Genomic DNA, 16,810 nt, shown 5'->3' with positions numbered 1-16,810 from the left:
CGCTTATCGCCACGAGTCAATTATGAAAAGCGCAGACATACGACAGGCCTTTCTGAATTTCTTCGAAGAGCAGGGGCACACTATCGTGCCGTCCAGTTCGCTGGTGCCCGGTAACGACCCGACCCTGTTGTTTACCAATGCCGGCATGGTGCCGTTCAAGGATGTATTCCTGGGACGCGACCCTCGCCCCTATGTCCGCGCAACATCGTCCCAGCGTTGTGTACGCGCTGGCGGCAAGCACAACGACCTTGACAATGTCGGCTACACGGCGCGTCACCATACCTTCTTCGAGATGCTGGGCAACTTCAGCTTCGGCGACTACTTCAAGCGTGACGCCATTCGCTTTGCCTGGACGTTTCTGACCGAGCGTCTGGGCCTGCCCGCCGAGAAGCTCTGGGTCACCGTGCACATCACCGACGACGAAGCCGAGAAAATCTGGAAGGAAGAGATCGGCATCGACCCGTCGCGCTTCTCCAGGCTCGATGAAGACAATTTCTGGCAAATGGGCGATACCGGCCCCTGCGGCCCGAGCTCGGAAATTTTCTTCGATCATGGTCCGGATGTGTGGGGCGGGCCTCCCGGCAGCCCCGAAGAAGACGGCGATCGCTACATCGAAATCTGGAACCTGGTATTCATGCAGTTCGATCGTGATGCCAGCGGCACGCTCAATCCGCTGCCCAAGCCGTCGATCGATACCGGCATGGGCCTCGAGCGGGTGGCGGCGGTGCTCCAGGGCGTGCATTCCAATTATGAGATCGACCTGTTCCAGAACCTGCTCGACGCGGCCGCCAAGGCCACCGGCCATGACGACACGGCAGCACCCTCGCTGCGGGTGATCGCCGACCACATCCGCTCGTGCGCTTTCCTGATCGTCGATGGCGTGCTTCCCTCCAACGAGGGGCGCGGCTACGTCCTGCGTCGCATCATCCGTCGTGCCATCCGCCATGGTCACAAACTCGGCGCGAGCGAGCCTTTCTTCCACCAGCTGGTGGCAGCCCTCGATGCCGAAATGGGCGAGGCCTATCCCGAGCTGCGCCAGGCGCGCAGCCAGATCGAGAAAGTGTTGCTCAAGGAAGAAGAGCAGTTTGCGCGTACCCTCGATCATGGCATGGGCCTGCTCGAGGCGGCACTAGCCGAGCTCCAGGGTGACGTACTGCCCGGCGAGACGGTCTTCAAGCTCTACGACACCTATGGTTTCCCCTTCGACCTGACCGCCGATGTCTGCCGCGAGCGCGGTGTGCGTCTCGATGAGGCCGGCTTCCAGCGCGAACTCGAGGCCCAGCGCGAGCGGGCACGTGCCGCGAGCCAGTTCGGCGCCGACTACTCGGCAGCCCTGGAGCTCGAGGGCGAAACTGCTTTCACCGGCTACGATACGCTCGAGGACAGCGCCCAGGTGATGGCCCTGGTCGATGGTGAGGGTAATGCCCTGGCATCGCTGCAGAAAGGCCAGAAGGGCGTGGTGGTGCTCGATCGCACGCCGTTCTATGGTGAGTCGGGGGGGCAGGTTGGCGATACGGGGTATCTGCACCTTGCGACAGGGCGCTTCCAGGTCACCGATACCCAGAAGCAGGCGGGGCATCACCTGCACAAGGGCGTGATGGTCGAAGGCAGCCTCAAGGTAGGTGCCGCCGTTACGCCCCAGGTCGATTCTGGGTTGCGTGCCGCTACCGTTCGCAACCACTCGGCGACCCACCTGCTGCACAAGGCGCTGCGCATGGTGCTGGGCGATCATGTGCAGCAGAAAGGCTCGCTGGTCAGTGCCGAGCGCCTGCGCTTCGACTTCAGCCACTTCGAGGCCATGACCCCGGCGCAACTTGCGGAAGTCGAGGCGATCGTCAACGCCCAGATCCTCGAGAACGCGTCTACGCGCATCGAGCATATGAGTCTCGACGACGCCAAGGCCAAGGGCGCGGCAGCGCTGTTCGAGGCCAAGTATGCCGATAACGTGCGCGTCTTGACGATCGGTGCCGACGATTTCTCGATCGAGCTGTGTGGGGGCACCCACGTGTCGCGCAGTGGCGATATTGGTAGCTTCCATATCGTCGCGGAAACCGGGATTGCCGCCGGGGTTCGTCGTATCGAGGCGATCACCGGCGAGAATGCGCTGACGCATTTCCAGGCCCAGGAAGCGCGGTTGTTGCGTATTGGCGAGCGTCTCAAGGCCAAGCCGGAGCAGGTCGAGAGCCGGGTGGAGTCGCTGATCGAGCGTAACCGTAGCCTGGAGAAGGAGCTCGAGCGACTCAAGGCCAAGCTGGCCAGTGCCGCAGGCAGCGACATGCTTTCCGAGGCACGCGACGTCGCCGGCGTGAAATTGCTGGCCAAGCAACTCGAAGGTGTTTCAGGCAAGGAGCTGCGCGGCGTCCTCGATCAGCTCAAGCAGAAGATGGGCTCAGGTGTGATCGTGCTGGGCGTGGCCGATCGCGAGGCCGGCAAGGTCAACCTGATTGCCGGGGTCACCGACGATCTCACGGGGCGCGTGAGGGCGGGCGAATTGGTCAATCACGTGGCCAGTCAGGTCGGCGGCAAGGGCGGTGGCCGGGCGGACATGGCCCAGGCGGGCGGTAGCGATCCCGCGGCGCTCCCTGATGCGTTGGCCAGCGTGCCGGGTTGGGTGGAAACACAACTCGGTTAAGGATTCGGGCCGGGCGAGTACGCTCGGCCCTTCATTTATCATTCACTTCAACCAGAGCACTTTGCCATGGCGCTATACGTTCAGAAATTCGGCGGCACCTCGGTGGGCTCAGTCGAGCGCATCAAGGCCGTTGCCGAGAAGGTGAAACGCTTTCGCAACGAAGGGCATCAGGTCGTGGTGGTCGTCTCGGCCATGAGCGGCGAGACCAACCGACTGGTCGATCTGGCCAGCCAGATCAATGACGAACCCACACCGCGTGAGATGGACATGCTGGTGTCGACCGGTGAGCAGGTCACCATCTCGCTGTTGGCGATGGCACTGCACAAGATCGGTGTACCCGCGACCTCATACACCGGGGCGCAGGTAGGTATTCAGACCGACAGCGCCCACACCAAGGCGCGGATCCAGCGCATCGAGACCGACGAGCTGCGGGCCGATCTCGATGACGGCCAGGTCGTGGTCGTGGCCGGTTTCCAGGGTGTCGACGAGGACGGCAATATCACGACCCTCGGCCGTGGTGGATCGGATACGACCGGGGTGGCTCTGGCAGCGGCCCTCAAGGCCGACGAATGCCAGATCTATACCGATGTGGACGGCGTCTACACCACCGACCCACGGGTGTGTAACAAGGCACAGCGCCTGGATACGATCACCGTCGAGGAAATGCTTGAGCTGGCGAGCCTGGGCTCCAAGGTCCTGCAGATTCGCGCGGTGGAATTCGCCGGGAAATACAACGTGCCGTTGCGTGTACTGTCGAGTTTCGAGGACGGTGGCGGCACTCTGATCGTTGCAGACACAGATAACGAAGAGGACTCCATGGAAGAACCGCTGATCTCCGGTATCGCCTTCACGAAAAATGAGGCAAAACTGACCCTGCTCAACACGCCGGACGTTCCCGGTGTGGCTTCCCGCATCCTGGGTCCGATCGCCGACGCCAATATCGAAGTCGACATGATCGTTCAGAACGTGGCGCCGGTCGGTGATTACACCGACTTCACCTTTACCGTCGCCAAGGGCGACTTCAAGCAGACCATGCGCATCCTGCAGGATCAGGTCATCCCCGACCTGGGTGGCGGTGAGCTGCGCGGTGACGACAATATCGCCAAGGTCTCGCTGGTCGGCGTCGGCATGCGTTCCCACGCGGGCGTGGCCTCGAAGATGTTCCGTATTCTGGCGGACGAGAACATCAATATCCGCATGGTCTCTACTTCCGAAATCAAGATTTCGGTGGTGATCGATGAAAAGCATATGGAACTCGCGGTACGTGCCCTGCATACTGCATTTGGCTTGGACAAGTCAGATATCGAAGCAGAATAAGTACTTGCAAGCGCTATAAACGTTCTATGCTAATGAAAAGATGCCTGTTCGACCTTTATTCAACGAGGGTTCCGGGTGTCAGGGAACGGGTGCATTTGGCCCAGGCGCAAGCATGACGCATAATGCGCTGTCATATTGCCCATAAGCCTAATGCATCCCGTTGCAATGAAGTCTGAGAAGGAGATCAGCCATGCTCATCCTGACCCGCCGAGTCGGCGAGACCTTGATGATCGGTGACGACATCACCGTCACCGTTCTGGGCGTCAAGGGAAACCAGGTCCGAATTGGGGTCAATGCCCCGAAGGACGTGGCCGTACATCGCGAGGAAATTTACCAGCGTATCCAGCGCGAGAAGACCGAAGACGACACCGGAACGTCCCACGGATGATAGGTGTCCGCATGATCTGGGCAATAGTATGAGCCAGTGGGAAGAAGGGGTTCTCACTGGCTTATTGCCGCTTGGGGGCAGAGATCCCCGGTAGGTCTCGATTCGACCGCTCTGTGCCAGTCAGAAAAAAATGGCCCCGAGTATTGGACAATGGCCTTCCGAAACGGTAACATACGCGCCGTGTTGATGAGGGAGAGATGGCCGAGTGGCTGAAGGCGCTCCCCTGCTAAGGGAGTATGGGGTTTATAGCCCCATCGAGGGTTCGAATCCCTCTCTCTCCGCCACATTCTTTACTGGTGGAATGTCATCGATACACGCCGGAGACACGCGCCCGTAGCTCAGCTGGATAGAGTACCTGACTACGAATCAGGTGGTCGGAGGTTCGAATCCTCCCGGGCGCGCCATCTCTTGACCATGCAGACAGCACTTCATTGGTTTGCATGCCTGGTCAGCCCAGGGAATAGTTTCAAAACTGTTGTTAGCGCCCGTAGCTCAGCTGGATAGAGTACCTGACTACGAATCAGGTGGTCGGAGGTTCGAATCCTCCCGGGCGCGCCAGATATCAACCCGTCCTCTCGAGGGCGGGTTTTCTGTATGGCCAAGGCGCACCACCTTTGCCATGCCGCCAGGCCCTTTACCACTAGCGAATCGTAAAGATCGACAGGGCTGTCGATCCGCGATTCAGCGATCGTTCAAGGCGCCTCCCTCAGGGAGGCGCCTTTTTTTTGCCTGTGCCTTCATGCTAATGCCACCCGAGGGCCTCTTCAGTGCCTCAGAGCGAGGTCTCCTGTGCCGTCCCCTCAGCCAGCCCGGCCAGGAATGTATCGAGATCCGTCAGGCGCCTGAGGCGCTGAAAGCGCTGAGCGGCTTCCGGGTCCCGCCCACGCATATGGTTCAACCATTGTTTAAGCAGGGAAACCACGACTCGATTGGGAAGTGTGCTACGCTGCAATGCAGCATAACTGCAAAGGATGTCGGCTCGAACATGCCACGGTGTGGGGGGCAATGTCTCGCCGGTGCGCTGCCAATGGCGTAGCCGTGAGGCCAGCCAGGGGTCGGCCAGCGCACCACGGCCCAGCATGACGTCATCGCAACCGGACAATGTACGGGCTCGCCAATAATCCTGTAGTGACCAGATATCGCCATTGGCCACGACGGGAATCGACACGTGCTGGCGAATGCGGGCGATCCATTCCCAATGCGCCGGCGGTCGGTAGCCTTCGTCCCGGGTGCGGGCATGCACGACCAGTTGGGAAGCTCCGCCACGTTCCGCTGCGCGGGCGCAGTCCAACGCCAGGCGCCGGTGGGAGAAGCCTAGCCGGATCTTGGCGGTGACGGGGATGGCCCCGTCGACGGCGCGGTGCACGGCGCTGACGGCGCGTTCGACACGCGCTGGGTCGCGCAGCAGGGAAGCGCCGCCATCGTGACGATTGACCAGCTTGGCCGGACAGCCGAAATTGAGGTCCAGGCTCACGGCGCCAAGGCGAACGGCCTGCTGCGCATTGGCTGCAAGCGCCTCAGGATCGGAGCCCAGCAGCTGCAGGTGAACGGGAATGCCGCTGGGCGTGGTGATTCGATCCTGCTGCAATTCGGGGCAATGCTTGTAGAAGACCCTGGGCGGCAGGCGAGCATCCACGACACGCACGAACTCCGTCACGGTCCAGTCGAAGCCGGGCCGGACGGTGAGCAGGTGACGGGTATGGGCATCGATTACGCCCTCCATGGGCGCTAGGCCGATGCGACCCTTATGTAGTAAATTAACAACGTACTCAACCATGGTGTCATTGCATTATCGTGGAATTCAGGCAGGTTATTGTACCAGTCAAAATGCGCTCGCCGATCAGGGAAAAGTCAGGGTGGGACGCCTAGCAAGGGGATCGACACAACATGGACACGGAGCTGCTGCAGGAAGGCGTGAACCTGATGGCCTTTGGTATGGGCTTTGTTTTTGTCTTCCTGACGGTGCTGGTCATTGTCACCGGCATCATGTCGAAGGTCGTGGGACGCCTGGTGCCGGAGCCGGCCAAGAGCGAGGATGCCAGGCCGGGGCGGACACCCAGCCCTGCGCGGGACGACGATGACGTCATGGTGGTAATCGCGGCCGCCCTGCATCGCTATCGCCAGCGGCGGCGTCGCTGAGTCTTGTGGCGCCGAAACGATTTTTCGCTGCGTTCGTTTCTCTTTGAATGGATAAGGATAATGTCATGAGCGAGACCCAACGCCCGCTGGGTATAACCGATGTCGTACTGCGCGACGCCCATCAGTCACTGTTTGCCACCCGCATGCGTCTGGACGACATGCTACCGATCGCCGAGAAGCTCGACCGTGTCGGCTTCTGGTCGGTCGAGTCCTGGGGTGGCGCGACCTTCGATGCCTGCATCCGCTATCTGGGCGAGGATCCCTGGGCGCGCATTCGTGCCCTCAAGGACGCCATGCCCAACACGCGCCAGCAGATGCTGCTGCGGGCCCAGAACCTGCTTGGCTATCGGCATTACGCCGATGACGTGGTCGACAAGTTCGTCGAGCGGGCACGCACCAATGGCGTCGACGTGTTCCGTGTGTTCGATGCCATGAACGACCCGCGCAACCTGGAGCGGCCGATCAAGGCGGTGGTCGATCAGGGCGGCCATGCCCAGGGCGCGATTTCCTATACCGTCAGCCCGGTGCATACCATCGAAGGCTGGGTCGAGCTCGCCCAGCAGATCGAGGCGATGGGCGCGCATTCGGTGGCCATCAAGGACATGGCCGGGTTGCTCACGCCCTATACCGCCTTCGATCTGGTGTCGCGTCTCAAGAAGGCGCTCTCGGTACCCGTGCACATGCAGTGCCATGCCACCACCGGCATGTCCACGGCTACTGCGGTCAAGGCGGTCGAGGCGGGCATCGACAATGTCGATACGGCGATCTCCTCGATGTCGATGACCTATGGCCACAGCCCGACCGAATCGGTCGTGGCCATCCTCAAGGAGACCGAACGCGATACGGGGCTCGATCTCGAACTGCTCGAGGAAATTGCCGCCTACTTCCGGGAGGTGCGCAAGAAGTACGCGGCCTTCGAGGGCTCACTGAGGGGCATCGACTCGCGCATTCTGGTGGCCCAGGTGCCTGGCGGCATGCTGACCAACATGGAAAACCAGCTCAAGGAGCAGGGCGCGGGCGACAAGCTCGACGACGTGCTTTCCGAGATTCCCAAGGTGCGTGAAGACCTGGGGTTCATCCCGCTGGTGACGCCCACGTCGCAGATCGTGGGAACCCAGGCCGTCATGAACGTGATGATGGGCGAGCGCTACAAGTCGATCTCCAAGGAGGTCCAGGCACTGCTCAAGGGTGAATACGGCTCGGCGCCGGCTGAGTTCAACAAGGAGCTGCAGGATCGAGTGCTCGAGGGTGGCGAGCCGATCACCTGCCGACCTGCCGACCTGCTCGAGCCGGAGATGGACCGTCTGCGCGACGAACTCCGGAGCAAGGCCAAGGAAGAAGGTATTCGCCTCGAGGAGGGCGAGCGTGAGATCGACGATGTACTGACCTATGCGCTGTTCCCGCAGATCGGGCTCAAATTCCTCAAGAACCGCGACAACCCCGATGCCTTCGAGCCGGTCCCCGAGGCGCCCGGCAAGTTGGAAACGCTGCCGGCCAAGAGCGAGTCGAAGGCGCCTGCCACTCAGGCGGCACCCGGCGAGCCCGAGACCTACACCATTACCGTCAACGGCAAGCAGTACGTGGTCGAGGTCGCCGAGGGTGGGGACATCACCCAAGTGCAGAGCGGTACGGGCGCGCCATCGGGCACGTCTACCCAGGTGTCCCATGACGAGGGTTCACCGCCCTCGACCGGCGAAGCGATTACTGCACCGCTGGCGGGTAATATCTTCAAGGTTCACGTCAAGCCGGGCGACAGCGTCGCCGAAGGCGATGTGGTGATCATCCTCGAGGCCATGAAGATGGAGACGGAAGTGCGTGCGGCCAGTGCCGGCACGGTTTCCGAAGTCAAGGTCAAGGAAGGCGACAGTGTATCGGTCGGCGATACGCTGATCGTGCTCTAAGGACATCGCCACATGGATAAGTTAATGACGCTCTGGTACGGCTCCGGGCTGTACAACCTGAGCCTGGGGCAGGCGGTGATGATCTTGGTCGGGCTGGGACTTTTGTACCTGGCCATCCAAAAGCGCTTTGAACCGCTGCTGCTGGTGCCGATCGGCTTCGGGGGCATTCTGGCCAATATTCCCGAGGCTGGCTTGGCGCTTTCCGCGGCCGAACAAGCGGCGCATATGGCGCGTCCCGGTGTGATCGAACAACTGGCCGGTGCGTTGGGGGTCGGGCTCGACCCCGGTGCCACCCTCGACAGTTGGCGCCATGCCGTGACCGAGGCGCTGCACGGCGACCTGTCGCCTCAGGCCTATCGCGAAGCCAACGACCGAGCGATGGATGCTGGCTACACCCATGGCATGCTGTATCAGTTCTACAGCGTAGCCATCGCCTCGGGCATTGCACCGCTGGTGATCTTCATGGGTGTCGGTGCAATGACCGACTTCGGTCCGTTGCTGGCCAATCCACGCACCCTGTTCCTGGGGGCGGCGGCGCAGTTCGGCATTTTTGCCACGCTGCTCGGTGCGGTCGGCTTCTCGGCACTCGGGTGGATGGACTTCTCGCTCAACCAGGCGGCGGCCATCGGCATTATCGGCGGCGCTGACGGGCCGACCTCGATCTATGTATCGAGTATCCTGGCGCCCGAGTTGCTGGGGGCCATCGCGGTGGCGTCCTACTCCTACATGGCCTTGGTGCCGTTGATCCAGCCACCGATCATGCGTGCGCTGACCTCTGCCAAAGAGCGTCAGATCGTCATGACCCAGCTGCGTCCCGTGCCCAAGCTGGAAAAGATCGTCTTCCCGATCTTGCTGCTGATCCTGGTGGCGTTGTTCCTGCCGGACGCAGCACCGCTACTGGGCATGTTCGCCTTCGGCAACCTGATGCGCGAATGCGGTGTTGTCGAGCGCCTGTCGGATACCGCCCAGAACGCCTTGATCAATATCGTGACCATCTTCCTGGGTCTATCGGTAGGCTCCAAGCTGGTCGCTGATCGCTTTCTGGCTGTTGAGACCTTGGGTATCCTGGGCTTGGGCATCGTGGCGTTCGCCATTGGTACGGCCTGTGGCGTATTGATGGCCAAGCTGATGAATACCATGAGCAGGATGCCCATCAATCCGCTGATCGGCTCCGCCGGTGTCTCGGCAGTGCCCATGGCGGCGCGGGTGTCGAACAAGGTGGGTCTGGAAGCCAATCCCCATAACTTCCTGCTGATGCATGCCATGGGCCCCAACGTGGCCGGTGTCATCGGCTCGGCGGTGGCGGCCGGGGTGATGATCAAATACCTGGGCTGAGCCTTTAGTAAGGCTCTCATGAGAAAAGGCGCCAACTGGCGCCTTTTCTCGTTTCCATATTTCGCATTACGTGATGTAAGCAAGCATCACCAGGCCGCAGCGGTGCCATCCGTGCGTGGTTCGGTACCGGCGCACAGCACGCCACTGTCATGATCGCGGACGATGATCTGGCCGCGGCCGAAGCTCAGTGAGTCGGCGCGCTTCACGAGGGTATGGCCACGTCGCATCAATGCCTGGGCCAGGTGGTCGGGAAAGTCGGGCTCGACCTCCACGGTCTTGCCTGCGACCCATTGCCAGCGAGGCAGGTCCAGGGCCGCCTGTGGGTTCAGGCCGTCGTCGAGCATCGCGCTGACGACCTGCACGTGACCCTGCGGCTGCATGAAGCCACCCATGACCCCGAACGGCCCCAACGCTTTTCCCTGGCGGGTAATGAACCCGGGAATGATGGTGTGATAAGGCCGTTTACCGGGGGCCAGGACATTGGCATGGGCGGGATCGAGAGAGAACGACCAGCCCCGATTCTGCAAGCTGATGCCCGTGCCGGGCACCACGATGCCCGAGCCAAAGTTCTTGAAGTTGCTCTGTATGAACGAAACCATGTTGCCGTCGCCATCGGCGGTGGCGAGATACACCGTGCCGCCCCGGATCGGGTTGCCGTGGACGGGGTCCAGGGCTTGCTCCCCGATCAAGCCAGCACGCTCGGCGAGGTAGGCGGGGGTCAGCATGTCATCGACGCTTGGCCCCATTGCGCCGGGGTCGGTGATATGGCGAAGCCCATCGACATATGCGAGTTTGGTGGCCTCGATGCGACGATGCAGCGTCTCGACGGGATCGCAGCCGTCCGGACCCAATATCTCGAGCATTCCCAGAGCCTGCAGGGCGATCAGGCCGCAGCCGTTGGGCGGTAGCTCCCAGATGTCATGGTCGCGGTAGCGGACGGCGACCGGTTCGACCCACTCGGGGGCATAGGCGGCGAGATCCTCCTTGCGCAGGAATCCACCATGCTCGCGAAAGAAGGCATCGATCGTTTCGGCCAATTCGCCGCGATAAAACGCGTCGGAATGACTGGCGGCAATCGCGCGCAGCGTGCGGGCATGATCGGGTGAGCGCCATAGCTCGCCGGGCTGCGGCGCCCGGCCCGCGGGTGCGAAGGTCTCGAACCAGGGGGCGAAGACGGCCTCGGCATAGCTCCTGTATTCATGGAAAGCCTCGTCCCACATCTGATGAACCACGGGCGATACCGCGAATCCCCGCTCGGCAAGGTCGATGGCGGGTAACAGCAGTTCGTCGAATGGGAGTCTGCCGAAGCGCTGCGAGAGTGCAGACCACGCAGCGGGGGCGCCGGGAACGGTGACCGGTAGCAGGCCGTGCTTGGGCATCTGTTCGTGGCCCAATCCTTTCACTCCATCGACGCTCAAGCCCTGGGGGGCAGGACCACTGGCATTGAGCCCGTGGAGCTTGCCATCGATCCAGACGATGGCAAACGCATCGCTCCCCAGGCCATTGGAGGTCGGCTCGACCACGGTCAGTGCGGCGGCCGTGGCGATGGCGGCATCCACCGCATTGCCACCGCGCTTGAGTATGTCCATGCCCGCCTGGGACGCCAGCGATTGTGACGTGGCGACCATGCCGCGGCTGCCGTAGGTCACCATGCGCCGGGAAGGGCCGGGATAGTAGAGTGGATCATGGTGCATGGCGCTTCTCCTTGTTGGTCTGTTTTCCTTCCATGTCACTGGACCTGCGGGCCTGTTAGCTGCGTTTCTGCAAGGGCGCTGCCACCGGGGGCTTAGCCCAGGAACAGGCCGCCATAAACCAGGGCGGCAAGGACGACGAAGGCGGGATGGACATTGAAGCGCAGCAGCGCGAGGCCTGATGCAACGGTAATGATGACCATGTGGATCACGCCGGCATTCTCGAGTCCTTCGCTCAGGAAGCTGAAGGTCAGCCAGCCCATCATCACCGCGATCACCGGGCGAACCCACTGGCTCATACGCTTGACCCGCGGCGAGTCGCGATGGCGGTAGAGTAGCCCCAGCGCGCCCAGCATCAACAGAAGCGAGGGCACGACCGTGGCGAATACCGCGACGACTGCGCCGGCGATGCCCGCGACGTCATAGCCGATGTAACCGGCCATCTTGGTCGCGATGGGGCTGGGCAGGGCGTTGCCCAGAGCCAGTGTCTCGGCGAATTCCTGAGCGCCCATCCAGCCGTAGCGGCCGACGACCTCATTCTCGATCAGGGGAATGATGGCGGGACCACCGCCGTAGCCGATGATGTTGGGAATGAAAAAGGCGAGGAAGAGCTGCCAGTAGATCACCGCGAGGTCTCCTTGGCCTTGTTGTCGGGCAGCGTGCGGGGACTCAGGAGCGCGGCGAGCAGCAGCGCACCGATGACCCAGCCCGGATGTACGCCCAACCAATAGATCAGCCCACCGGCGACCGCTGCCATCGCCAAGGCCACCCACCACCCCAGCGCCAGGCGCGATTTATTCCCAAAATCCCAGGTGAGCTGCGCCATCATGACCATGACGACCGGAATCACGCCTTGGCCCATGCCGTGTATCCAGCCGACGTCGCGATAGCGGGTGAACAATCCGAGCAGCGCAATCATGGCAACGATAGTGGGGCCGATCGTGGCGAGCAGGGCGATACAGCAACCGCTGATCCCGCCCACCCGATAGCCGATATACCCCGGCATCTTGGTGGCAATCGGTCCCGGCAGGGTATTGGCAATGGCGAGGACATCGGCGAATGCCTCGTCATCCATCCAGCCATGACGCGTTACCACTTCCTGGCGTACCAGGGGGATCATGGAGGGCCCGCCGCCAAAGCCGAGCAGGCCGATACGCAGGAAAGCCCAGAACAAGGGGGCATGGGGCGCTTGTGACATGTCAGCCTCAGAGCAGACGAATAGTTTTATCAATCGATTACCCTGGCCACCCGAGATCGGTGGGGTAGCCTTGGCAGCGCTATATTACCAGCCCGTTAGCATCAGGGCGTGTGCCACGCGACCTGGCCACGCAGGCGGGCCTCGAGTGGCGCCAGCTCGCGTGGCATATCGTCCGGCCAGGCCAGGGTCAGTATGACCCCGTTGGCGCCATAGTCGGCTGCTGTCACCTGCACGTTGCGCGACTCGAGCCATGCCCTGGCTTCGGATTCGCCGGCGAAATCGAGTGCCAGCTGGCAATGAGAGCGCGGTGTGAACAGGCACGTTTGTAGCGTATCGAGCGCTTGGGCGACGGCCTGGGAATAGGCCCGCGCCAGGCCGCCGGTGCCGAGCTTGATGCCGCCGAAGTAACGAATCACCACGCAGCCGACCTGGCCCAGGCCCGAGCCTTCGAGCACCTGGTACATGGGGCGACCGGCCGTTCCTCCCGGTTCGCCATCATCCGAAAAACCGATCGCCTGCTGCTCGCCCGGTGGCCCGGCAATGAAGGCGCTGCAATGATGGCTGGCAGCGGGATGCGCGGCGCGTGCCGATGCCAGCACGGCCTCGAAATCGGCCGCCCGTTCGGCGTGGCAGGTCCAGGTAATGAAGCGGCTGCGTTCGATCTCGAGCGTGGTTTCCTGCCACTCGCCATCGGCCAATCGAGGAATCGGATAGGCCATCAGGCAGCCGTGGCAGGCTGGCGCATCACACCCATGACCAGTCCCAGCACCTGTATGTCATCGTTTTTCAGATAGATCGGCGGCATGCTCTCGTTGGCCGGCTGCAGGCGCACCCCCGATTTCTCGATATACAGCTTCTTGAGCGTGACTTCCTGGCTGTTGATCAGGACCACGGCGGTTTCGCCATTCTCGGCGCTCTCCTGGCGTTCGATGATGATCACGTCGCCATCATGAATGTTACTGTCGATCATCGAGTTGCCGCACACCCGAAGGGCATAGGTATTACGGCGTACCATGCGGGACGGAATGAGAACGCTGGCCTGGTCGGGACAGGCTTCGATCGGCAAGCCAGCGGAGACCCGCCCCAGCATGGGCACTTCGATCAGGTCGGTGGCGTCGATCGCTTCCCAGGCATCGGAAAGCGGCAGATTGGCAATACGTTGCAGATAATGCGCAGCGGTATGCGACATGGGCTCTTCCTCGAGGGAATCGGGGCGCATGGAGACCTGTTGATATTTACAGCACTCGCAGGGGCATGGCAAGGCGATGTTAGGTGTTGCTCTCAACGCCGCAAGCCTAGACATGGCGCGGCCTGTATGCGACCCGCTGACGCAGCCGCCGTGTCTGGCGGGGCCTGTTAATTCCATGTAAAGTGCCGGCGAATCCCCGGTTTGGAGAGTGCGGTGACCTTCCGCCTAGAGGCGCGGCGCCTGGCATGTGAACGAGACGACCGTTGGCTGTTTACCGATCTGGACATCGAGATCGGCGCCGGAGAGATCGTGCGCATCGAAGGTCCCAATGGCAGCGGCAAGACGACACTGCTCAAGATCCTGTCGGGGCAACTGGCCGATTATCAGGGGGAGCTCTTCTGGTGTGGCGAGCCGATGCGCCGAGTACGTGTCGATTTTCTTGCCAACCTGCTCTATCTGGGCCACGCCCCGGGGGTCAAAGCCGCGCTGACACCCCTCGAGAACCTGGCCTGGTACCAGGCCCTGGCAGGCGAGCAGGGCAACGAGGCCGAGCGGATGCAGGCGTTGGCCGGTGTTCGGCTGACGGGGTTCGAGGACATTCCTGCCGCCCAGTTGTCCGCGGGCCAGCTTAGGCGCATCGCTCTGGCGCGTCTGGCCTTGATCCAGCGTCCCTTATGGGTGCTTGACGAACCCTTTACCGCCATCGACCGGGAGGGCGTCGCCGAACTCGAGCAGCGCCTACTGGCCCATGCTCAACGGGGCGGTAGCGTATTGCTTACCACGCATCACGATCTGGCCCCTTTGGGAGAGCTACGACGTATTCCTCTGGGTACGGGGGCGCGTCATGCCACGCAGTGACACACTGACGATCCGGGAATCCCGGGGTGGCTTGGGGGGCGCTGTCGCGGCCACGCTACGTCGCGACCTGATCCTGATGCTTCGCCGACGCAGCGAGATCATGAATCCCCTGGTCTTCTTTGCCTTGGTGATCACTCTGTTTCCGTTGGGGATCTCGCCGGAACCGGCCCTGTTGACCACCATCGCGCCGGGGTTATTGTGGGTGGCGGCCCTGCTGGCCACGCTGCTGTCGCTCGACTCGCTGTTTCGTGCCGACTACGACGATGGCAGTCTGGAGCAGTTATTGCTGGCACCGCAGCCGCTCCCGGCGCTGGTGCTGGCCAAGGTGGCGGTTCACTGGCTGATGACCGGGCTGCCGCTGGCCTTGATGTCGCCGCTGTTGGGCTTGATGCTGGGCCTGCCCGGCGGCAGCTACCTGATATTGGCCATCTCGTTGGCCCTGGGCAGCGCCAGCCTGAGCCTGATCGGCGCGATTGGTGCAGCGCTGACGGTCGGCCTGTCGCGCGGCGGCGTACTGCTGTCACTATTGGTACTTCCCCTGTATATCCCGGTGCTGATCTTCGGCGCAGGGGCGGTACAGGCAGCCATCCTGGGCGACGGTGCCGCCGCCCACCTGGCGATTCTCGGCGCCCTGCTATCGCTGGCGCTGATGTTGGCACCCTGGGGCATTGCTGCGGCACTGCGCATCAGTATCAATGGTTGAGAGGTAACGGTCATGTGGGCCTTCATTCATAAGCTGGGCTCGCCCAAGTGGTTCTACGGCATCAGCGCACGCATGCAGCCGTGGTTCTGGATCGCTGCCGTGCTCCTGATCGCCGTAGGCAGCGTCTGGGGCCTGGCCTTCGCGCCTGCCGATTACCAGCAGGGCAACAGCTTCCGTATCATCTACGTGCATGTGCCGGCAGCCTTCCTGGCCCAGTCGATCTTCGTCGGCCTGGCCGTGTCCGGGTTGGTCTTTCTGGTATGGAAGATCAAGGTCGCCGACATGGCGGCAGCGGTGATGGCGCCCTTGGGCGCAGCGATGACCTTCATTGCCTTGTTCTCGGGGGCGGTCTGGGGCGTGCCGACCTGGGGCACCTGGTGGATGTGGGATGCGCGGCTGACCTCGATGCTGATCCTACTGTTTCTCTATCTAGGCGTCATTGCCCTGCGTGGCGCATTCTCCAGTCGTGACAGTGGCTCGCGCGCGGCCTCGGTGCTGGCCATGGTCGGCGTGATCAATATCCCGATCATCAAGTACTCGGTCGACTGGTGGTATACCCTGCACCAGCCGGCAAGCTTCACCCTTACCTCGCGTCCTTCGATGCCGGTCGACATGTGGTGGCCGCTGCTGTTGATGGTGCTGGGGTTCTACTGTTTCTTTATCGCCTTGACGCTGATGCGGACCCGCAACGAGATCCTGCGTCGCGAGGCGAGCAAGCGCTGGGTACGTGACCTGGCACGCGAGGAGGGCTGATGGCTTTCGACTCCCTGAATGAGTTTTTGCAGATGGGGGGGCATGCCCCCTATGTCTGGGCGGCCTGGTGTGTCACGGCGGCCTTGATGGTCGGCGCAGTACTGCATGCCCGGTTCGAACGGCGCAGCCTGCTGCGCGATCTGAAGCGCCGCGAGCGCCGCGCCATGAGCGAGTTATCGAGGAACGAAGTCAATGAGGCCTAAACGCAAGCAGCGCCTGTACGTCATCCTGGGCCTGGTCTGCCTGGCGGCGATCGCCGTGGGGCTGACCTTGTATGCCCTGCGTTCGAACATCAACCTGTTCTTCAGTCCGATCCAGATCGCCAACGGCGAAGCGCCGGTGGACCGCCAGATTCGCGCAGGGGGGATGGTCAAGGAGGGTACGGTATCCCGCGATCCTGCCAGCCTGGATGTCGAATTCGTGATCACCGATTACGTCGAGGAGCTGGAAGTCAGGTACAGCGGGATCCTCCCCGACCTGTTCCGCGAGGGGCAGGGCGTGGTGGTGGTCGGTCGCCTGGGCGAGGACAATCGTCTGCGGGCCGATCAGGTGCTTGCCAAGCACGACGAGAACTACATGCCCAGCGAAGTGGCCGAGGCTCTGGAGGCGGCGGGGTACTCGCCGGCCGACTACGCCGCGGAATACAGCGCCGAGAAAAAAGCCGACGCATCCTATGGCGAACAGGCCGAAAAGACCGAGTAGAGTG

The 16,810-nt window shown here is 62.3% G+C and carries 17 protein-coding genes and 3 tRNA genes; 14 read left to right on the top strand and 6 right to left on the bottom strand.

Translation table 11 applies throughout. The annotated features are described in order from the left end of the window. The first annotated feature begins 22 nt into the window (after positions 1–22). From alaS to JH15_RS06995, 6 genes are all read left to right on the top strand, one after another. Complete coding sequence (alaS, locus tag JH15_RS07020) at positions 23–2,632, top strand: alanine--tRNA ligase (RefSeq protein ID WP_043528322.1); 2,610 nt, start codon at positions 23–25, stop codon at positions 2,630–2,632. Positions 2,633–2,698: 66 nt separating this feature from the next. Further along, on the top strand, positions 2,699–3,949 hold the full coding sequence (locus JH15_RS07015) for an aspartate kinase (RefSeq protein WP_043528319.1): 1,251 nt from the start codon (positions 2,699–2,701) through the stop codon (positions 3,947–3,949). A gap of 190 nt (positions 3,950–4,139) precedes the next feature. After that, on the top strand, positions 4,140–4,337 hold the full coding sequence (gene csrA, locus JH15_RS07010) for a carbon storage regulator CsrA (RefSeq protein ID WP_043528317.1): 198 nt from the start codon (positions 4,140–4,142) through the stop codon (positions 4,335–4,337). Between the two features lie 191 nt (positions 4,338–4,528). Continuing rightward, positions 4,529–4,621 (top strand) — tRNA-Ser (locus tag JH15_RS07005). 43 nt (positions 4,622–4,664) lie between these two features. Then, positions 4,665–4,741, top strand: a tRNA-Arg gene (locus tag JH15_RS07000). Positions 4,742–4,818: 77 nt separating this feature from the next. Further along, positions 4,819–4,895: transfer RNA gene (locus tag JH15_RS06995), tRNA-Arg, on the top strand. A gap of 214 nt (positions 4,896–5,109) precedes the next feature. Here the strand turns inward: JH15_RS06995 and JH15_RS06990 are convergent. Then, positions 5,110–6,060 carry a tRNA dihydrouridine synthase gene (locus JH15_RS06990; protein ID WP_043528314.1) on the bottom strand — a complete coding sequence of 317 codons (951 nt, stop codon included), beginning with the start codon at positions 6,058–6,060 and terminating at the stop codon, positions 5,110–5,112. A gap of 164 nt (positions 6,061–6,224) precedes the next feature. Between JH15_RS06990 and JH15_RS06985 the strand changes: the two genes are divergently transcribed. The 3 genes from JH15_RS06985 (at position 6,225) to JH15_RS06975 (ending at position 9,712) form a co-directional block, all read left to right on the top strand. Beyond that, the gene (locus tag JH15_RS06985) at positions 6,225–6,476 is read left to right on the top strand and encodes an OadG family protein (protein ID WP_043528312.1); all 252 of its coding nucleotides are present in this window, start codon (positions 6,225–6,227) and stop codon (positions 6,474–6,476) included. A 65-nt stretch (positions 6,477–6,541) separates the two neighbouring features. Beyond that, complete coding sequence (gene oadA / locus JH15_RS06980) at positions 6,542–8,377, top strand: sodium-extruding oxaloacetate decarboxylase subunit alpha (protein ID WP_043528309.1); 1,836 nt, start codon at positions 6,542–6,544, stop codon at positions 8,375–8,377. 12 nt (positions 8,378–8,389) lie between these two features. Then, positions 8,390–9,712: a sodium ion-translocating decarboxylase subunit beta gene (locus tag JH15_RS06975; protein WP_043528307.1), complete on the top strand. Its 1,323-nt coding sequence runs from the start codon at positions 8,390–8,392 to the stop codon at positions 9,710–9,712. Positions 9,713–9,798: 86 nt separating this feature from the next. Here the strand turns inward: JH15_RS06975 and JH15_RS06970 are convergent, their stop codons facing one another. The 5 genes from JH15_RS06970 to JH15_RS06950 all read right to left on the bottom strand — a co-directional run bounded on the left by JH15_RS06970 (position 9,799) and on the right by JH15_RS06950 (position 13,790). Continuing rightward, the gene (locus JH15_RS06970) at positions 9,799–11,406 is read right to left on the bottom strand and encodes a gamma-glutamyltransferase family protein (RefSeq protein ID WP_043528304.1); all 1,608 of its coding nucleotides are present in this window, start codon (positions 11,404–11,406) and stop codon (positions 9,799–9,801) included. 92 nt (positions 11,407–11,498) lie between these two features. Further along, on the bottom strand, positions 11,499–12,029 hold the full coding sequence (locus tag JH15_RS06965; RefSeq protein WP_043528301.1) for a chromate transporter: 531 nt from the start codon (positions 12,027–12,029) through the stop codon (positions 11,499–11,501). Beyond that, positions 12,026–12,601, bottom strand: a complete 576-nt coding sequence (locus tag JH15_RS06960) for a chromate transporter (protein WP_043528298.1) — start codon at positions 12,599–12,601, stop codon at positions 12,026–12,028. Before JH15_RS06960 ends, JH15_RS06965 begins: the two co-directional genes overlap by 4 nt. 101 nt (positions 12,602–12,702) lie before the next feature. Further along, positions 12,703–13,320, bottom strand: coding sequence for an IMPACT family protein (locus tag JH15_RS06955; protein WP_043528296.1), 618 nt, complete (start codon positions 13,318–13,320; stop codon positions 12,703–12,705). Next, a complete protein-coding gene (locus tag JH15_RS06950; protein WP_043528293.1) occupies positions 13,320–13,790 on the bottom strand; it encodes a LexA family protein in 471 nt (156 codons plus the stop codon). The genes JH15_RS06955 and JH15_RS06950 overlap by 1 nt, the downstream gene beginning before the upstream one ends. A gap of 213 nt (positions 13,791–14,003) precedes the next feature. On the opposite strand from JH15_RS06950, the gene ccmA reads away from it, so the two are divergent. Genes ccmA through ccmE form a run of 5 tightly spaced genes read left to right on the top strand, consistent with a single transcriptional unit; the run spans position 14,004 to position 16,806 of the window. Next, positions 14,004–14,648, top strand: coding sequence for a cytochrome c biogenesis heme-transporting ATPase CcmA (gene ccmA / locus JH15_RS06945; protein WP_043528290.1), 645 nt, complete (start codon positions 14,004–14,006; stop codon positions 14,646–14,648). Beyond that, a complete protein-coding gene (ccmB, locus tag JH15_RS06940; protein ID WP_043528288.1) occupies positions 14,635–15,351 on the top strand; it encodes a heme exporter protein CcmB in 717 nt (238 codons plus the stop codon). The genes ccmA and ccmB overlap by 14 nt, the downstream gene beginning before the upstream one ends. 12 nt (positions 15,352–15,363) lie before the next feature. Continuing rightward, on the top strand, positions 15,364–16,104 hold the full coding sequence (locus JH15_RS06935; RefSeq protein ID WP_043528286.1) for a heme ABC transporter permease: 741 nt from the start codon (positions 15,364–15,366) through the stop codon (positions 16,102–16,104). Beyond that, entirely contained in the window at positions 16,104–16,307 is a 204-nt protein-coding gene (gene ccmD / locus JH15_RS06930) for a heme exporter protein CcmD (RefSeq protein ID WP_043528284.1), read from the top strand. The genes JH15_RS06935 and ccmD overlap by 1 nt, the downstream gene beginning before the upstream one ends. Further along, positions 16,297–16,806 (top strand): cytochrome c maturation protein CcmE, encoded by a 510-nt coding sequence (ccmE, locus tag JH15_RS06925; protein ID WP_043528282.1) that lies wholly within the window; start codon positions 16,297–16,299, stop codon positions 16,804–16,806. Before ccmD ends, ccmE begins: the two co-directional genes overlap by 11 nt. Positions 16,807–16,810 lie beyond the last annotated feature (4 nt).

The organism is Litchfieldella xinjiangensis, assembly GCF_000759345.1.
In the GTDB taxonomy this organism is placed as follows: Bacteria; Pseudomonadota; Gammaproteobacteria; order Pseudomonadales; family Halomonadaceae; genus Litchfieldella_A; species Litchfieldella_A xinjiangensis.
Note: the sequence above shows the minus strand (reverse complement) of the source record. Positions and strands in the feature narration are given on the sequence as shown.